This is a genomic window from Desertibaculum subflavum (assembly GCA_003576705.1).
Taxonomy (GTDB): domain Bacteria; phylum Pseudomonadota; class Alphaproteobacteria; order Ferrovibrionales; family Ferrovibrionaceae; genus Desertibaculum; species Desertibaculum subflavum.
This window is the reverse complement of sequence record QOZS01000010.1, coordinates 64,278-82,128: the sequence shown is the minus strand read 5'-3', so window position 1 is coordinate 82,128 and position 17,851 is coordinate 64,278. Positions and strand designations below refer to the sequence as shown.

Genomic DNA, 17,851 nt, shown 5'->3' with positions numbered 1-17,851 from the left:
GGAATCAGGCGCTGCGGAAGAGAATGTCGTTGACGCCGGCGAGCGGAATCCAGAGCCAGTTGGGACGGTTCGCCAGCTCGTAGCCGATTTCGTAGAAAGCCTTCTCCAGCGTTGCGAGCTTCAACAGGCCGTCGGTGGCCTTCTCGTCGCTGGGATAGGAAGCGCAATCGCCGATCGCCTCGCGATAGCCGGCGAGGAAGGCCTTGCCCGCCTCGTCGCGCCAGGCCAGCAGATGCGGCCGCAGAAGCTCGCGCCGCTCCGGCTGCTTCTGGGTCTCGTGATCCAGGGTGGACCATGCCGCGTAGTCGAACGACCGCAGCATGCCGGCAACATCCTTCAGCGGCGTGTGCTTGGCGCGTCGATGCGCCAGCGGGCGCCGCGGCTCGCCCTCGAAATCCAGAATGTAGAAGTCGTTCTGAGCCACGATCACCTGGCCCAGGTGATAGTCGCCGTGATAGCGCGTCTTCATCACGCCCGGCGGCACGGCGATCGGCGCCATGATGGCATCCAGGATCTGGCGGCGCTTGGCGAGCAGCGGTTCGGTCTGCTCCGCGGCCTCCTTGCTCAGCGACCGGCGCGCCTTCCCCAAGGCCTCCAGTGCCTCGCGGGCCTCCTGTCGTACTTCGCGCTGATATTTCTGCACATCCGCCGCCGTCAAAGGCTGCGGCGCGAAAGCCGAAGCGGCCTTGGCTGGACAGAGCGCTCGATGCAGCTCGGCCGTGCGTTCGCCCAGCTTGCGCAACTGCACGATGTTGATGGCATGGGGATCCGCGCGCGCGGCCACTTCGTCGGCCGGCAGAACGGCGACGTCGTCCATGTGCCGCTGCAGATAGCTGAGCGTATGGCTCCACCCGTCGCCCTGGTTGCGGATGAAGGCGTGCATGGCCGCGATGGCGGCGCTGCCTTCGGCATCCTTCAGCTCGACCGTGCCCAGCAATGCCGGCGTATTGGCGAAGCCTGCCGTTTCGGTGAGGAAGCGGCCGACCTCCAGATCGGGATGAATGCCGGTCGCCAGCCGGCGATAGAACTTCAGCACGGCATAGTCGTCGATCAGGATCGAGCTGTTGCTCTGTTCCACGGCCAGCGGCCGCACCGACAGGGTCTCCGGCATCGTCTGGCTCGCGAAGGCCTTGGTGGCCCGGAACTCGATCTGGCCGGCCGGTCCATCGATCGTCAGGTCGCGTCGCACGGCGTCGATCACGGCCGGCGCAAAGCGCTCGTCCTGCACCGCCTCGTAGAGTGCGCCCTCCCTCGGGCCCTTGCGCACCTTTGCGATGGTGACCGCGACACGGTCCGGCGGCAGCGCATGCACCTCGCGCCAGTCCGTCGCGAGCGGCAGGAAGTAGCGTTGCGCGGCCGACCGGCCTTCGAACCGCACGTCGATGAAGGAGAGCATCCAGCGGTCGCTGCCCTGCGCGAAGGGAATGGCGGCTGCCACGGTGGCCTCGCGCAGCACCTCGTCCTTGGCGCCGTACCAGCGGCGCAGCGGCAGATAGCGCTTCAGCGCGTCGCGCTCGAACATCCGCTTGTTGTGCGCTGTCAGCAGCGCCTGCCAGTTATCGCCCATGACCAGCGTGACGAATTCGGGCAGCGATTCCCCGATCGCGGGTCCGCCATCGGTCAGCGCCGTCGGCTGACACAGCAGGAACCAGAAGAACGAATGACCCGACAGGGTGATGCGGTAGTAGCCGTCGCCGATCTGGGGAAACAGCGTACGGCTCAGAAGCTCCACCGGCACCCGGCCGCGATACGCCGCGAGGTCGAGGTCGACCGCCTCGGCAGAGCGCGCCAGGTTGGCGACGCAGAGCACCGTCTCGTCCTCGTACTCGCGGATATAGGCGAAGATGCGGCGGTTCGACGGATAGAGAAAGCTCAGCGTGCCGCGGCCGAACACCTTGCGCGCCTGGCGCGCCGCGATCAGCCGCTTCATCCAGTTCAGGAACGAGGACGGCGCGCGGCTCTGCGCCTCCACGTTCACCGCCTGGAAGCCGTAGACCGGGTCCATCAGGGGCGGCAGGTAGAGGCGCGCCGGATCGGCACGCGAGAAGCCGCCATTGCGGTCCGGCGTCCATTGCATGGGCGTGCGCACGCCGTCGCGATCGCCGAGGAAGATGTTGTCCCCCATCCCGATCTCGTCGCCGTAGTAGAGAATCGGGCTGCCGGGCATCGACATCAGCAGGCTGTTCATCAGCTCGATCTTGCGCCGGTCGTTGTCCATCAGCGGCGCCAGGCGCCGGCGGATGCCGAGATTGAGGCGGGCGCGCCGATCGGCCGCGTAGGCGTTCCAGAGATAGTCGCGCTCCGCATCGGTCACCATTTCGAGCGTGAGCTCGTCATGGTTGCGCAGAAAGATCGCCCATTGGCAGGATTCGGGGATGTCCGGCGTCTGCCGCATGATGTCGGTGATCGGGTGCCGGTCCTCCTGCGCGATCGCCATGTACATGCGCGGCATCAGCGGGAAGTGATAGGCCATGTGGCATTCGTCGCCGTTGCCGAAATAGGCCTGGCTGTCCTCCGGCCATTGGTTGGCTTCGGCCAGGAACATCCGGTTGCGGTACTTCTTGTCGAGCTCGGCGCGCAGGTGCTTCAGCACCGCATGCGTCTCGGCCAGGTTCTCGTTGTTGGTGCCGTCCCGCTCGACCAGATAAGGAATGGCGTCGAGCCGCATGCCGTCGACGCCGCTGTCGAACCAGAACCGCATGGTGTTGACCACCGCCTTCATCACTTGCGGATTGTCGAAGTTGAGATCCGGCTGGTGGCTGAAGAACCGGTGCCAGTAATAGGCGTTCGCCGCCGGGTCCCAGGTCCAGTTCGACTTCTCGGTGTCGCTGAAGATGATCCGGGTCTCGGTGTACCGCTTGTCCGTGTCGCTCCAGACGTACCAGTTGCGGAACGGCGAGCCGGACTTGGCCAGACGGGCGCGCTGGAACCACGGATGCTGATCGGAGGTGTGATTGATGACCAGCTCGGTGATGACGCGCAGCCCCCGCTTATGCGCCTCGCGCACGAACAGGCGGAAATCCTTCATCGTTCCGTAGGACGGATGGACCTCACGGTAATCGGCGATGTCATAGCCGTCATCGCGGAGCGGCGAGGGATAGAAGGGCAGGATCCAGATGGCGTTGACGCCGAGATCCTGCAGATAGTCCAGCTTGGCGATCAGGCCCTGGAAGTCGCCGACCCCATCGTCATTGCCGTCGAAGAAGGCTTTGACATGCGCCTCGTAGACGATGACATCCTTGAACCAGAGAGGCTCGTCCGTCAGCATGCCGGGGCTCAGCGCGCTTCGCGGAATTCGACATGCCGGAACGGCATGACGCGATAGATCGCGGCCGGGTTCGATTGCGGGTCGAGACGTACCCGCTGCTGCGCCCCGCGCCACAGATGGCGCTCGCCGGTCAGCAGGTCCTCCACTTCGAAGGCATCGTCGTCGCCGACGCCCATGTCGTGCAGCGGGAAGACCACGGTCGCCTCGTGCGCCTCGTAGGGATCGAGGTTCACCGCGACGAAGACCATATTGCTGCGGTCGGCCGTCATCTTGCCGTAGAACAGCACGGAATCTGAATCGGCGGGGTGAAAGCGCAAATTGGTGAGTTCATGCAGGGCAGGGTTCTCGCGCCGCGCCTTGTTGACCAGGCCTATGTAATCCTTGATGTGGCCTTCCCGGTTCCAGTCCCAGACCTTGAATTCGTACTTTTCCGAATCGGCATACTCCTCGCTGTTCGGCAGTGCGCGTCCCTCGCACAGTTCGAAGCCGTTGTAGATGCCGTAGACGCTGGACAGCGTGGCGGCGAGGACCAGGCGCATCTGGAAGGCGGGCCGGCCGCCGCGCTGCAGGATCGGCGGCAGGATGTCCGGAGTGTTGGCGAAGAAGTTCGGGCGCAGGTACTCGCGGCATTCCGTCTGCGTCAGCTCGGTCATGTAGTCGACCAGCTCCTGCTTGAAGTTCCGCCACGTGAAGTAGGTGTAGGACTGGCTGAACCCCGCTTTCGCCAGCGCCTTCAGCATCTTTGGTCGGGTGAAGGCTTCCGACAGGAAGATCGCGTCCGGGTGCCTTGTCTGCACCTCGCGGATCACCCATTCCCAGAACGGCACCGGCTTGGTGTGGGGGTTGTCGACGCGGAAGATCTTCACGCCCTGCTGCGCCCAGAACAGCAGCACGTCGCGCAGCTCGTTCCACAGCGCCTCGCGATGCGGGCCGTAGAAGTTCACGTTGACGATGTCCTGGTATTTCTTCGGCGGGTTCTCGGCGTATTTCACCGTGCCGTCGGGCCGGAAGACGAACCATTCCGGATGCTGCTTCACCCAGGGATGGTCCGGCGCGCATTGGATGGCGAAGTCGAGCGCGAGCTCCATGCCGTGCTTGCCGGCCTCGGCCACCAGCCGGCGGAAATCGTCGAGCGTGCCGAGCTCGGAATGCACCGCGATATGTCCGCCCTCGTCCGAGCCGATGGCATAGGGGCTGCCCGGCTCGCCGGGCTTCGCCGTGACGGCGTTGTTGCGCCCCTTCCGGTTGATTTTGCCGATCGGATGGATCGGCACGAAGTAGAGCACGTCGAAGCCCATCGCCTGCACTTCCGGCAGGCGGCGGATGCAATCGTCGAAAGTGGCGCTCTTGCCGGGCTGCGTTCCTTGCGAGCGCGGGAACATCTCGTACCAGGCGGCGCAGCGCGCCGCCGGGCGGTCGACATAGACCTGCAGCTCGCGCGGATAGCGCGACAGGTCGCCGCGCAGGCCCGAGCGCGCGATCAACGCGGCGGTGGCGTCCTGCAGCAGCAGCGAAGCTTTCGCCTCGATCGATTTCTGCCGCTCCAGTTCCGCCAGCAGATCGCGCAGCAGGCCCGCCACCTTGGCATCCGCCACACCGACCGCTTCCGACACCAGCCCGCCGCCTTCGATCAGCTCGAGCGAGACGTTCTGGCCGGCATCGCGCTTCTTCTGCACGTCGTGCCGCCAGGATGCATAGCGGTCGGTCCAGGCTTCGATCGTGTAGTAGCAGGGGCCGATCCGATCGAGCGCGAAGCTGCCGCGCCAGCGATCGTTGTCGAAAAAGGTCATCGGCGCTTCGCGCCACCCGGCGGCCTTGTCGCGATATCTCACCGCTGCGCCCAGCACGTCGTGGCCGTCGCGAAAGATGTCGGCCCAGACCTCGAAGGCCTCGCCGACGACACGCTTGACCGGATAGCGCCCGCCGTCGATCTCCGGATAGACGCTTTCAATGACGATGCGGCTGGTCGGCGACCATTCGGGATGCATCGCAGGCGTTGCCTTGGAGGGGGCGTTCATGGACAGATCCTCCACTGCGCGGATGCCTGACCCGCGCATGCATGAACCGATGGGACTGCGCTTCCGCCGGACGACGGTCGCTGGAGCGGGTCGCTAAAACGGGCACCTACAGCCGCAACTGCGCACGGCACAACGTGATGGGGGTTGGCCGGATGTCGCGAAGCCCCTCGCCAAGGCACATCGCGTTCTGTCCATCTGTCGCCTCCCCGTTGGGACCGGCCCGAACGGGCCATTGCGAACTTTCTCTGCCACACCGGCCCAAGGGCCGGCCCAGGCTGCAGACGGGCTGACCACAGAATTATTGCCCAGGCGGGCGATTGGTTCCACCTTCAATGTCGAAATTTGCGCCGGCCAACGCCCCGCATCGGGGGAAAGAGAAGAATTCTTCGGCGATAATTCCAGGTCTACGGGAAACGGCGATTCATCGGCGAGGGCGAAGCATCAGCCGGCGGCGCCCTTGGTTCGCAGATCGGCGATCTCCGCCTCGCTGAAGCCGAAACCGCGCAGCACGCCTTCGCTCTGCTCGCCGAGGCTCTGGCAGAACGGGCGCACGCGCGTCTCGGCTTCCGACATGCGGAAGGGCGGTGCCATCACCTTCACCGTGCCGCCGGCATCGGTCACCGGCTGCAGTGCCTCGCGATGGGCGAGCTGCGGGTCGCTCATCAGCTCGGCCACGGTGCGATAGCGCGAGGCGGGCACGCCATGCGCCTCGAACTGCGCCATCACCTGCTCGGAACTGAGCTGGCCCGACCACTGCTCCAGCTCGTCGACATAGGCGCCCCAATGATTGCGCCGGTCGGCATAGCGGGCGAAGCGCGGATCCTCGATCCACTCCGGATGACCGGCCGCCCGGCAGAGCCCTTGGAAGGTCTTCTCGCTCGCCACCGCCGGCATGACATAGCCGTCCCGCGTGCGCACCGGACCGAACATCGGCCGGCTCGGCAGGTCGTACGGCACCTGGGCGCGCATCACCTCGCCCATCAAGGTGCCCAGCATGGTCTCGCACATCGACACGTCGATCATCTGCCCGATGCCCGACGCCTGGCGCTGATACAGCGCGGTCATGATGGCGCCGAAGGCATAGGCGCCGCTGTTGAAATCGGCGAAGAACACGCCGCAATTGTCCGGCCGCTCGCGGCCCGGCTGATAGGCGAGATGCGCCATCTCGTAGCCGGAAGCGGCGTGGATCATCGGCGCATAGGCCGGCAGCTCGGCCGAGGGCCCGGTCTGGCCATAGCCCGAGATGGCGCAATAGATCAGGTCCGGCTTCAGTCGCCTCAGGCTCGGGTAGTCGAGGCCGAGCCGCTTCATCACGCCGGGGCGGAAATTCTCCACCACGATGTCGGCGCGCGCCGCCATGCGCTTTACGGCGGCAATGGCGGAAGGCCGCTTCAGGTCCAGCACCAGGCTGTGCTTGCCGGCATTGAGATAGCCGAACATGTGGCTCGCGCCGTTCCGGATCGGCGGGCGCGTGCGCATCATGTCGCCTTCCGGCGATTCGATCTTCACCACCTCGGCGCCGAGATCGGCCAGCAGCCGGGTGCAATGCGGGCCGGCGATGGTGGTGGTGAAATCGATCACGCGGATGCCCGCGAGCGCGTCCCTCTTCATCGGGTGCGGCTCCTCCCTGCCCCAAGCTTGGGCGCCAGCATGGCGGGGCGGTGGGCAAAAATGAAGGGCAGCGCCGGCTTGACAGCCATGCGGCCCGGCCACGAGGCTTGCCGGAGATCGCACCGGAGTACCAATCCCATGCCCCGCCGCATTGCGTTGCTCGGCTTCGCGCTCGAGACGAACGGCTTCGCCCCGCCGGCCGAGGAGGCCGAGTTCCGCGAGAAATGCTACCTCGAAGGCGAGGCGCTGGCGGAAGACCTGCGGAAGCCCGCGCCGCGCGCCTCGGCGGGCCTGTCGGGTTTCATATCCGTGATGGATGCGGCGGGCCCCTGGGAGAAGGTGCCTGTGCTCTACACCTCCGCCGGCGCCAGCGGCCCGGCCGAGCAGGGCTTCTTCGAGCGTTGCTGCGCGAAGATCGAGGCGGCGCTGAGGGCCGCCGCACCGCTCGACGGCGTCTATTGCTGCCAGCACGGCGCCGCCGGCGCGACCGGCGATCAGGATGCCGACGGCACCATGCTGAAGCGCATCCGCGCCGTGGTCGGACCGAACGTGCCGGTGATCGCGACGCTCGACCTGCACGCCAATCTTTCAGCCCCTATGGTCCAATCGACCGACCTGCTCTGCGCCTATCTCACCAACCCGCATGTCGACCAGTACGAGCGCGGCGAGGAGGCGGCCCGCGCCATGCTGGAAATGTTCGCCGGGATGAAGACGGCGAAGGCCTATATCCACCTGCCGATCCTGCCGCCTTCGGTCGCGCTCTTGACCAAGCAGGGGCCCTACGCGGATGGCATCAACTACGGGCAGACACTGGTCGGCGGACCGATCCTCAACGTCTCCGTGCTCGGCAACTTCTCGCTCGCCGACAGCCCGCGCAACGGCATCTCGGTGGTGGTGACGAGCCGCGGCGACCAGGCGGCGGCCGATAAGGCGGCGCGCGATATCGCGGGCCGCATCTGGGCCGACCGCCACCGCTTCGTCGCCAGGCTTACCTCGATCGACGATTGCACGAGGATGGCGCTGGCGGCAGGCCGCGATCCGGCGCGACCCTCGCTTTGCTTCGCCGATGTCGCCGACAATCCAGGCGGCGGTGCGCGCGGCAACACCACCTGGCTGCTCAAGGCCTTCCACAAGGCCGGCGTCGAGGGCGCCTGTTTCGGCATCCATTACGACGTGCCGCTCGCCGCCGAGGCGCACCGGCTGGGCGAAGGCGCCCGCTTCACCGCCCGCTTCAATCGCGCGGAGACGAACGAGTACTCCGAGCCGTTCGAGGCGGAGGCGGTGGTCGAGAAGCTCTCCGACGGCAGCTTCGTCGGCCGCCGCGGCACCATGGCGACCCGCGCTGGCAGCCTGGGGCCGACGGCGCTGCTCAAGATCGGCGGCCTCCGCGTCGTCGTGGTCAGCGTGCGCAACCAGGCGCACGAGCCGATGATGTTCGAGCATCTCGGCATCGATCTCGCCAAGGTCCGCTCGCTGGTCCTGAAGAGCCGCGGCCATTTCCGCGCCGGCTTCGACGAGTTCTTCACCGACGACCGCATCGTCGAGGCGGATTGCCCTGGCCTGGTCACGCCGATCCTGACCCGCGTGCCGTACCGCCACATCCGGCGGCCGATGTGGCCATTCGATCCGGACCTGCAATGGTCGCCGGCATAGTTGCTCTATGCTGCGACCGAGTCTTAGGGAGTTCCAAGGAGGAAACATGATTAAGCGCAAGCAGCGCGTGCCGATGCGCGACCTCGCCACGCTTGAGCCGTCCGACCGCGAAATGGTCGAGAAGAACGCGATGGGCGGCCGGGTCTTCAACATCTTCAAGGTGCTGGCGCACCACCCGGGCCTGGTAAAGCGTTGGACGCCGTTCGCCGGCCACATCCTGTCGAAGCAATCGCTCGCCTTCCGCGACCGCGAGCTCCTGATCCTGCGCATCGGCTGGCTCAACCAGGCGGAATACGAGTTCGCCCAGCACGAGCTGATCGCCCGCCGCGGCGGCTTCACCGATGCCGATATCGAGAGCGTAAAGAAAGGCCCGGCCGGCGCCGTCAACGCGCATGAGAAGGCGCTGATGCAGGCAGTCGACGATCTCTACGAGAACTCGGTGATCTCCGATGCCACCTGGGACGCGCTCGCCAAGGCCTACTCGACCGAGCAGATGATCGACGTCGTCTTCACCATCGGCCAGTACAACATGGTCTCCTGGGCGCTCAACAGCCTGGGCGTCCCGCTCGACGACTTCCTGCCGCAGGCGAAGAAGTAGCGCGACAGAGTAACCTCTCCGCTCCCTTCAGGGAGGGGAGAGGTCGCCGCGAAGCGGCGGGTGAGGTGAGGGCGCCGCCGCTCGCACGGCGCTCGTTGCGGAGAGCGCATCCTCCCCACCTCTCCTTCCCTGTCCCCCCGCTTCGCGGGCGGAGAGGCGATAAGTTTTCGGCAAGGTCAGCTCGGTCCCGGCGTCAGGATCGGGAACATCGCCGGGAAGTCGTCGAGCATGTCGAACAGGTCGTGCAGCGGCTGCGCGTCGCCCTCGACCTTGAGCGCGCCGCTCTGCGTCGCCTCCGCCACCGTCGACTGCTTCACCATCAGCGCGTCCAGCACCGGGCGCGTGGTGGTGACGGTCGCGGCGGGGCGGGTGCTCGGCTGGCCCAGCAGATGCGTGAGGGTCGAGTTCTCCAGGTTCAGTGCGACGATCTCGCCCGTGTCGGTGAAGCGCCAGTCGATCGCGAAGCGTTTGCCGGCGGCACGGTCGGCGTTCAGCCGCACCGCCATGAAATCGAAGAAGGTGTCGGTCGTCACCGCGCGGATCAGGTCCGGGCTCAGGATCGGCCTGGGCGGCAGCTGCATAACCCCGCCGCGCAGCTCCCGCGCGCCGTAGAGATAGGCGTTGCGCCAGGTCGCCGATTCCGCCTGGTAGCCGAGCTGCTCCAGCGCATCGGCGCCAAGCTCGCGCGCCTCGGCGTTGTCCGGCTCGGCGAACACGACCTGATACATCGCCTGCGCCACCCAGCGGTATTCGCCCTTGGCAAAGTCGGCGCGGGCGCGCGCGATCACCGCCGCGGCGCCGCCCATATATTCCACCGTCTTGCGCGCGGTCTCGACCGGCGGCAGCGGGTTCAGGTTGGCGGGATTGCCGTCGTACCAGCTCAGATAGCGCTGGAACACGGCCTTCGCGTTGTGGCTGACCGTGCCGTAATAGCCGCGCACCGACCAGTCGCGCCGCAATTCCGCCGGCAGCTGTACCTTCTCGGCGATCTCCGCCGGCCTGAGGCCCAGATTGGCGAGGCGCAGCGCCTGGTCGTGGATGTGCTTGTAGAGGTCGCGCTGCTTGGCGAGGAAGGCCAGCACGCGCGCGCGGCCCCATGTCGGCCAATGATGCTGCGCGATGACGATCTCGACACGGTCGCCGTACATCCGCATCGCCTCGGCGATATAGCGCGACCACAGCCGTGTGTCGCGCGCCACCGCGCCGCGCAGCGGAATGAAGTTGTGCAGGTGGTGCGTCGCGTTCTCCGCCATGTTCAGCACGCCGAACTGCGGATAGAACATGTGCATCTCGGCCGGCGCCTCGCTCTCCGGCGCCAGCTGGAACTCGATCTCGACGCCGTCGATCACGCGCGTCTCGGTCTTCTGGACGATCAGGTCGGTCGGCGGGATCAGGGTCACGCTGCCGCGCGACGTCACCTTGCCCAGGCCCGCATCCACCTGGCCGCGCTCGCCCGGCGGCAGCAATCCGCCGAACTGGAACTGCGCGCGCCGCGTCATGGCGACGCCGGCCAGCACGTTCTCGCCGCCCACCGCCTCCATGAAGCCGTCCGGCGCCAGCACCGCCACGCGGCCGGCGCGCACCTCCTCCTCGGTGATCACGCCCTTCACGCCGCCATAATGGTCGACATGGCTGTGGGTATAGATCACCGCCTTCACCGGCACGCGCGGCCGGTGCCCGAAATAGAGCTCCAGGCTCGCCCGCGCCACTTCCGCCGTGGTCAGCGGGTCGACCAGGATCAGCCCGGTCTCGCCCTCGATGATCGTCATGTTGGCGAGGTCCAGGCCGCGCACCTGCCAGACGCGATCGACCACCTTGTAGAGGCCGTTGTTCATGTTGAGCTGCGCGATGCGCCACAGGCTCGGATTCACCGTCGGCGGCGCGTTCGGGCCGGATAGGAACTCATAGGCCTTCAGGCTCCACACCACGGTGCCGGATGGCGTGCGGATCACGCCGTCCGGCAAAGTGGCGACGAAGCCGCGCTGCGCGTCCTCGAAATCCTCCCGGTCGTCGAAGGGCAGTGCGTCCAGCCATTGCGCATTGGCCTCGCGCGTCGCGGGCTCGGCGTCCTTCGGTGGCGTCGGCTTGCGGTCGGACATCGCGCTCACGCCGCCGGCGGCTTGCGGTCGGGATAGCTCACGCCCATGCCGGCGCGGACATCCTGCTGGATGCCGTATTGCGGGAAGGGATAGCGGAAGCCGTTCTTGGCCAGCGCCTCCATGCCCGTGATGGCGTGCTGCAACTGATCCGGCGGCAGCGCCATCAGCATCTCGTCGTCCAGGACTCCGCCGTACCGCCGCTCGGCGAAGCAGGGGATGGAGAGGCTGGCCTGCCGCGTCTTCAGCGCCCGGCCCCAGGAATCGGCGCAGGCCGATTCACCGACCACGCCCCAGTCGAATTTCTTGTAGCCCGACCATTGCATGCCGTTGATGAAGTACATCATCGCGCCCGGCGTCGCGTAGAACAGGGCGATGTCCGGCGGGTCCAGCCGCCCCGCCGCCAGCGGCGACACCACCATCGCCTGGAACTGGCCGTCGCCGACGCAGTTCATCGCCGCCTGATGCGCCGTCGCGTCGTCCAGCGTCGAGTACCAGACGCCCACCATGTGCTGGCCCGACTTCCACTTCTCGTCCTTGGCGTTGCCCAGGCCGATCACCGCCCGGCATTGCGCGCCCACCAGGTCGTCCGCGGTCACGCCGACGGTCCAGCCGAGCCTTGCCGCCTGCGCCACCACCTGGTCGAAGGCATGCACCGCCTTCGGCCGGCGGATGCGCGGGATCACCTCCATGTCTTCCTTGCGCTCGAACAGCTTCATGCCGAAAGGCGGCGTGCGCAGCCTCAGCAGCCGCTCCAGGTCCGCGGTCAGTTTCGCCCAATCCATCTTGGCTTCCTCCTCGACCCTCTGGCGTGTTCGCCTTGTCGGAGGATACTAACTCAGAGCGCGGTCGAGCTGCATTGCAAGATGCCGCAGACCCCGTTCGTCGTGGCCGGGCTTGACCCGGCCGCCCACGCCTTTGGACAGCGCCGCGGAAAGTCGTGGATGCCCGGGTCAAGCCCGGGCAAGACGAATTGAGCAGGTGTTCTACGTCGCGAACGCCACCTTCGGCAGGCGCTGCGATTGCGACAGCACATAGGCGGGGATCATGGCGGCCAGCGCGACGCCGGCCACGATGATGTAGGTGTCCTGGAAGGCCAGCATCTGGCTCTGGCCATGCACGATGGTCGCCAGGTATTCCAGCGCGCCGGCGCGCTGCACCGCCTCCGGCAGGCCTGCCTGGCCCATCAGCTCCTTGACCTGGTCGATCAGGCGCAGCGTTGTCTCGTTGCCCCAGTCCTGCGTCGCGGTCAGCGCCTCGGCGTGGAAGCCGGTGCGCAACTCCAGGAACACGACGCTGAGATTGATGCCAAAGGCGCCGCCCAGCTGGCGCATGAAGTTGGTCGCGCCGGCGCCCTGCCGCACCAGCTCCTGCGGCAGCGCCTTCAGCGCCGCGGCATTGAGGCTCGGATTGATGAAGCCGAGCCCGAGGCGCGACACCATGGTCACCCCCGCCAGCCACCAGAAGGTGCTGTTCGCATCCGCGCCGGCCATCAGCACGAAGCCGGCGCAGAACAGCAGCAGGCCGCCCATGATCATCAGCCCGGGCGACAGCGTGTCGGACAGCCGTCCTGCGGTCGGGAAGATCACCGCCAGCATCAACCCGGCCGGCATCATCATCATGCCGGCATCGAGCGCCGTGAAGCCCTGCACCGTCTGCACGAAGACGGGAACGAGATAGGTCGATCCCATCATGCCGGCGCCGAAGATGAAGGCGACCACGCCGGCGGAGGCGAAGGCCGGGCTCATGAACATGCGCAGGTCCAGCAGAGGCTCGTCGCGGTTCAGCTCCCAGGCGATGAAACCGACCGCGCCGCCGATCCCGGCGGCGAGCCGCAGCATGATGCTGTCGCTGTCCCAGCCCTCGCGCTGGCCGTTCGCCGCCGCGGTCATCAACCCGAACAGCCCGATGCAGAGCAGCGCGAAGCCGATCCAGTCGAAGCTTGGAATCCGGCGCGGCCAGGGCCGGGTCGGCATGAACAGCGCGGCCATGATGGCCGCGATCAGGCAGAACGGCAGCGAGATGAAGAAGACATAGCGCCAGGAGAAGAACTCGATCATCAGGCCGCCGAGCGTCGGCCCGATCGCCGGGGCGAAGACGACGCCCAGACCGAAGATGCCCATGGCGGAGCCGCGCCGCTCCGGCGGGAAGGCGCTGAAGATCGTCGCCATGACCAGCGGCTGCGCCACGCCGGCACTGAAGCCCTGCAACACGCGGGCGAAGATCAGCATGTCCTCGTTCGGCGCCGTGCCGCCCAGCACCGCGCCGCACGAGAACACGGCGAGTGCGGTGATGAACACCCGCCGTTCGCCGGCGATATTGGCGAGCCAGTTGTTCAGCAGCATGCCCGCGGTCATCGTCGCCATATAGGCCGACGACATCCACTGCGCCTTGTCCTGGCCGATGCCGAAGGCGCCCATCACGTCCGGCACCGCGACATTGACCGTGGTCATCGCCAGCACCATGGCCAGGATGCCGACCATGCCCGAGATGGTGACCAGCCAGCGATAGGCCGGGCCGTAGCGCGCCGCCAGTTCCTCGGCGCTATCGTATGTCAATATCGACCTCGACCATCATGCCCGGCGACAGCTGGCGCGGCATCTCGGTGAACTGGACCTTCACCGGCACGCGCTGGGTAATCTTGGTGAAGTTGCCGGAGGGGTTGGGCGTCGGCAGCAGGGCGAAGCGCGAGGTGGCGGCGCTGCCGATCCGCGTCACCTTGCCCATGAACCTGTCGTCGGGGAAGGCATCGACGGTGATGTGCACTTCCTGACCCAGCTTCAGCTTGCGCAGCTGCGTTTCCTTGATATTGGCCTCGACCCAGAGCTCCTTCGGATTGTGCAGGATCAGGATGCGCTGGCCGGCCTGCACGAACTCGCCGGGCTCGACGAAGGTGCGGTCGATGATGGCCGGCACCGGGCTGCGGATCGTGTAGTCGGCGGCGGCCAGCTCGAGCTGGGCGAGCTGCGCCCTCAGGCTGGCCTCGGCCGGGTCCTGCGCGGAGATCTGGCGGTCGATGACGTCGAGCTGGTCGCGCTCGGCCAGCGCCTCGTTCAGGCTCGCTTCCGCCTGCAGGCGCTCGGCGTCGAGCCGTTTCCGGTTGCTCTCCAGCCGCAGCATGTTGGCATGCGCCGTCTCCAGCTGCTTGTCGGTGACGACGCCGCGCTGCGACAGCACGCGGGCGCGCTCCAGTTCCTGGCGCGCCAGCTGGATATCGGCATCCAGCGCGGTGCGCGCCGCCTCGCTCATCTGCACGCCGGAGGCCTTGGTCTTCGCCTTCGCCGCGATCATGTTGTCGACCCGCTGGCGCTCCGCCTGCAGGCGCCGGCGCTCGGCCTGCACCGCGGCGATCTCCGCCTTCAACGCCTCCACGCGCAGGCGCGCGATCCGGTCGTCGATGCGCGCCACCACCTGGCCCGCCTCGACCGTCATGCCCTCCAGCGCCGCCATCTCGACCACCCAGCCGTCGACCCGGCTCGACATGGTGACGACGTCGCCGGTGACGCGGGCGTCGTATTCCGACACATGGGTGAAGCGCAAATAGACCTGATACCCGCCATACGCGGCTGCGGCGAGCAGGAGAGCCGCGATGATGCCGATGCGGATCGGCCGGAACTCACGGCGGCGGCGCACTGGTGCGGGCGGCGCCTCGGTCCTGGTCTCGACGCGAAGCTCGGTCGGCTGCTCGGGGCTCGGCTTGGCGCGGATGATCTGGGCCATCGTCACACCGTCTCGATCTCGGGCAGGGCCTGCGCCTCTTCGCGGCGCTCCAGCGCGTGCAGGCGCAGTTTCATCCGGTCGAGCAGCGCGACCGCCGCGCGGATCTCGCGCTCGTCGACGCCTTCCATCAGCTCCGCACGCAAACGGCGGCCGATCGCCGCGATGGTCTCGATCACCGGCTCGCCCTTCGGCGTCAGAAAGACCCGTTTCACCCGGCGATCCGCCGGGCTGTCGCGGCGCTCGACCCAGCCATCCGCCTCCAGCAGGTCCAGCTGTCGCACCAGGCTCGGTCCCTTGATGCCGACGCGGATCGCCAGCGCGTTCTGCGTCATGCCCTCGGGATGGGCGGAGAGATTGACCAGGGTGACCCAGCGCGCGGTGGAAAGCCCGAGCGGCTTCAGCCGCGCATCGAGCTCATGGCGCCACAGCCGCGACACCTCGGCGAGCCGGAGGCCGAAGCGATAAGAAGGATCCTCGCCTTGGGGCATATGACCGGGCCGCGACATTTCGTTAGCAGGCGAACGGTTAGCAGGCGAATGATTATCCCCGGCTTAAGCGCTGGCAACACGCATCCTACGCAAGCCTGGCTTGCATGTGACCCCCTAGATATTGCACAGTATACATAAATATGCTATTATGACGATTAGAATTGATCTGTATGCCGAATATGTCCCTCCGACCACCCGCCGTCGCTGCCGCCGCGCGCCATAGGCACCTTGGGGCAGGAGTGGCGCCGCGGAACAGACACGCCGCTTCCCCTCCGTCGTCACCGGGCTTGTCCCGGTGACCTACGCAGTTGCCGCGGCTCAGCGGAGAGCCGTGGGTCCCCGGGACAAGCCCGGGGACGACGACAAGGAGGAACAGAAGCGCCGCGGAACAGATGCGCCGCAATGTCCTCGATGTTGCCGAACGCGGCGGGATCTGCCGGCTCAAGGCCAGAAGCGATTGTGGAAGGGAACAGACGCGCCGCTTTCTCTTTCGTCGTCACCGGGCTTGTCCCGTTGACCCACGCGGTTGCCGCGGCTCACCGGAGAGCCGTGGGTCCCCGGGACAAGCCCGGGGACGACGACAGAGAGGAACAGACGCGCCGCGGATCGGATATGCCGCAGCGGGGCGCCTCCCGCCTTTGCCGCGCCCGCACCGCCTGCCCTAGATTGCAGCGAGCGTCGGGGATGAAGGAGCCGCGGATGACCGATGGGGGATGGCGCCAGCGCGCCGGGACCAGCTTCGTGTGCGAGAAGCGCCCGGCTTTCGGTTCGCGCGGCATGGTGACGACCAACCATCCGCTCGCCTCGGCCGCCGGCGCGGAGATGCTGGCGGCGGGCGGCAATGCGATCGACGCGGCCGTCGCCGCGCTCTTCACCCTCACCGTGGTGGAGCCGATGATGGTCGGCATCTTCGGCGGCGGCATGGCGCATATCCGCCTGGCCGACGGGCGGCACACGGTGCTCGACGGGCTCAGCACCGCGCCGCTCGCCGCCACGCCCGACCTGTACCGCCCGGTCTCCGACACCATGCCCTATTACATGGAGGTCGAGGATCGCGAGAACACCGTCGGCCCGAAAGCGGTGGCGGCGCCCGGCACGCTGAAGGGCTGGTGCCAGGCGCTGGAGCGTCACGGCACCATGTCGCTTGCCGATGTGATGGAGCCGGCGATCCGCCATGCGTCGCGCGGCTTCGCTGTCACCGCCTATCTCGCCGAATGCGCGGCCGACACGGCGCCGGATCTCGCGCGCGACCCGGTGATCGCCGCGCGCTACCTGCCGGACGGCGCGCCGATCAAGCCGGGCTCGCGGCTGGTCATGGGCGATTATGCCGACACGCTCCGCGCCATCGCCAAGGAAGGGCCGGGTGTCCTTTATGGCGGCGCGCTCGGCGGGGTGATCGCCGATCACTTCGCCAAGGTGGGGGGCCTGATCTCGCGCGCCGACCTGAGCGAATACCGCACGGTGGAACGCGACGTCGTGCGCGGCCTCTATCGCGGGGTCGAGATCATTGGCCCGCCGCCGCCCTCCTCCGGCGGCGTGCACGTGATCCAGATGCTGAACATCCTGGAACGCTACGACATCCGCGAGATGGGCTTCGGTACGCCGGATACGCTGCACCTGCTCGCCGAGGTGCTGAAGATCGCCTTCGCCGACCGCAAGGCGGCAACGGCGGATCCCGCCTTCGTGAAGGTCCCGGTGGCGAAGCTGATCTCGCGCGACTATGCCGCCGAGTGTTCGCGCAGGATCAATCCGCGCTGGGCGCAGGATTGGCAGGCCGGCGTACAGCCCGGCGAATCGGCGAACACCACGCATGTCACCGTCGCCGACGATCGCGGCAATGTGGTGGCCAGCACCCAGACCATCAACAACCTGTTCGGCGCCCGCTTCATCGTGCCGGGCACCGGCATCGTGCCGAACAACTACATGAACCTGTTCGACCCGCATCCGGGCCACGCGCTCTCCATCGCGCCCGGCAAGCGTATCACCACCTCGCAGGCGCCGCTGATCACGCTGAAGGACGGACGGCTCGACTTCGCGCTCGGCCTGCCCGGCGGCCTGCGCATCTTCCCATCGGCGATGCAGGCGGTGGTCAATCTGGTCGATCACGGCATGTCGCTGCAGGAGGCAGTGGAGGCGCCGCGCCTCTGGACCCAGGGCCAGGTGGTGGAGGTCGAACACGCCGTGCCGGAAGCGGTGCGCACCGCGCTGCAGGATCGCGGCCATGACGTGATCGCGCTGCCGCATGTCGCCGGCGGCATGAACGCCATCCGCTTCCACGCCGATGGCATGATGGAAGGGGCCTCCTGCTGGCGCGCCGACGGCACGCCGGTCGGCGTCAGCGGCGGCTATGCAAGGGCCGGCGTCCGCTTCTGGCCCGACGCGGCGCGGCGCGGGTGAGG

11 protein-coding genes are annotated in these 17,851 nt (G+C 67.3%); 3 read left to right on the top strand and 8 right to left on the bottom strand.

Going from position 1 to position 17,851, the window contains the following annotated elements; genetic code table 11:
• Window positions 1-4: 4 nt before the first annotated feature.
• From treS to DT074_RS07230, 3 genes are all read right to left on the bottom strand, one after another.
• A complete protein-coding gene (gene treS / locus DT074_RS07240) occupies window positions 5-3,268 on the bottom strand; it encodes a maltose alpha-D-glucosyltransferase (protein WP_119419159.1) in 3,264 nt (1,087 codons plus the stop codon).
• Between the two features lie 8 nt (window positions 3,269-3,276).
• Entirely contained in the window at window positions 3,277-5,286 is a 2,010-nt protein-coding gene (locus DT074_RS07235) for an alpha-1,4-glucan--maltose-1-phosphate maltosyltransferase (protein WP_119419191.1), read from the bottom strand.
• A 441-nt stretch (window positions 5,287-5,727) separates the two neighbouring features.
• Window positions 5,728-6,897: a CaiB/BaiF CoA transferase family protein gene (locus tag DT074_RS07230; RefSeq protein ID WP_119419158.1), complete on the bottom strand. Its 1,170-nt coding sequence runs from the start codon at window positions 6,895-6,897 to the stop codon at window positions 5,728-5,730.
• Between the two features lie 138 nt (window positions 6,898-7,035).
• On the opposite strand from DT074_RS07230, the gene DT074_RS07225 reads away from it, so the two are divergent.
• Entirely contained in the window at window positions 7,036-8,550 is a 1,515-nt protein-coding gene (locus DT074_RS07225) for a M81 family metallopeptidase (RefSeq protein WP_119419157.1), read from the top strand.
• A 46-nt stretch (window positions 8,551-8,596) separates the two neighbouring features.
• Window positions 8,597-9,148 carry a carboxymuconolactone decarboxylase family protein gene (locus DT074_RS07220; RefSeq protein WP_162914697.1) on the top strand — a complete coding sequence of 184 codons (552 nt, stop codon included), beginning with the start codon at window positions 8,597-8,599 and terminating at the stop codon, window positions 9,146-9,148.
• Window positions 9,149-9,324: 176 nt separating this feature from the next.
• Here the strand turns inward: DT074_RS07220 and DT074_RS07215 are convergent, their stop codons facing one another.
• From DT074_RS07215 to DT074_RS07195, 5 genes are all read right to left on the bottom strand, one after another.
• Window positions 9,325-11,247 carry an alkyl/aryl-sulfatase gene (locus DT074_RS07215; RefSeq protein ID WP_119419155.1) on the bottom strand — a complete coding sequence of 641 codons (1,923 nt, stop codon included), beginning with the start codon at window positions 11,245-11,247 and terminating at the stop codon, window positions 9,325-9,327.
• Window positions 11,248-11,252: 5 nt separating this feature from the next.
• Window positions 11,253-12,029: a DUF169 domain-containing protein gene (locus DT074_RS07210; RefSeq protein WP_119419154.1), complete on the bottom strand. Its 777-nt coding sequence runs from the start codon at window positions 12,027-12,029 to the stop codon at window positions 11,253-11,255.
• Between the two features lie 201 nt (window positions 12,030-12,230).
• Window positions 12,231-13,802, bottom strand: coding sequence for a DHA2 family efflux MFS transporter permease subunit (locus tag DT074_RS07205; RefSeq protein WP_119419153.1), 1,572 nt, complete (start codon window positions 13,800-13,802; stop codon window positions 12,231-12,233).
• Entirely contained in the window at window positions 13,789-14,964 is a 1,176-nt protein-coding gene (locus DT074_RS07200; RefSeq protein WP_119419152.1) for an HlyD family secretion protein, read from the bottom strand. Before DT074_RS07200 ends, DT074_RS07205 begins: the two co-directional genes overlap by 14 nt.
• 2 nt (window positions 14,965-14,966) lie before the next feature.
• Entirely contained in the window at window positions 14,967-15,452 is a 486-nt protein-coding gene (locus DT074_RS07195; RefSeq protein WP_119419190.1) for a MarR family transcriptional regulator, read from the bottom strand.
• 699 nt (window positions 15,453-16,151) lie between these two features.
• Here DT074_RS07195 and ggt point away from each other — a divergent pair.
• Window positions 16,152-17,849, top strand: a complete 1,698-nt coding sequence (gene ggt, locus DT074_RS07190; protein ID WP_119419189.1) for a gamma-glutamyltransferase — start codon at window positions 16,152-16,154, stop codon at window positions 17,847-17,849.
• Window positions 17,850-17,851: the final 2 nt, after the last annotated feature.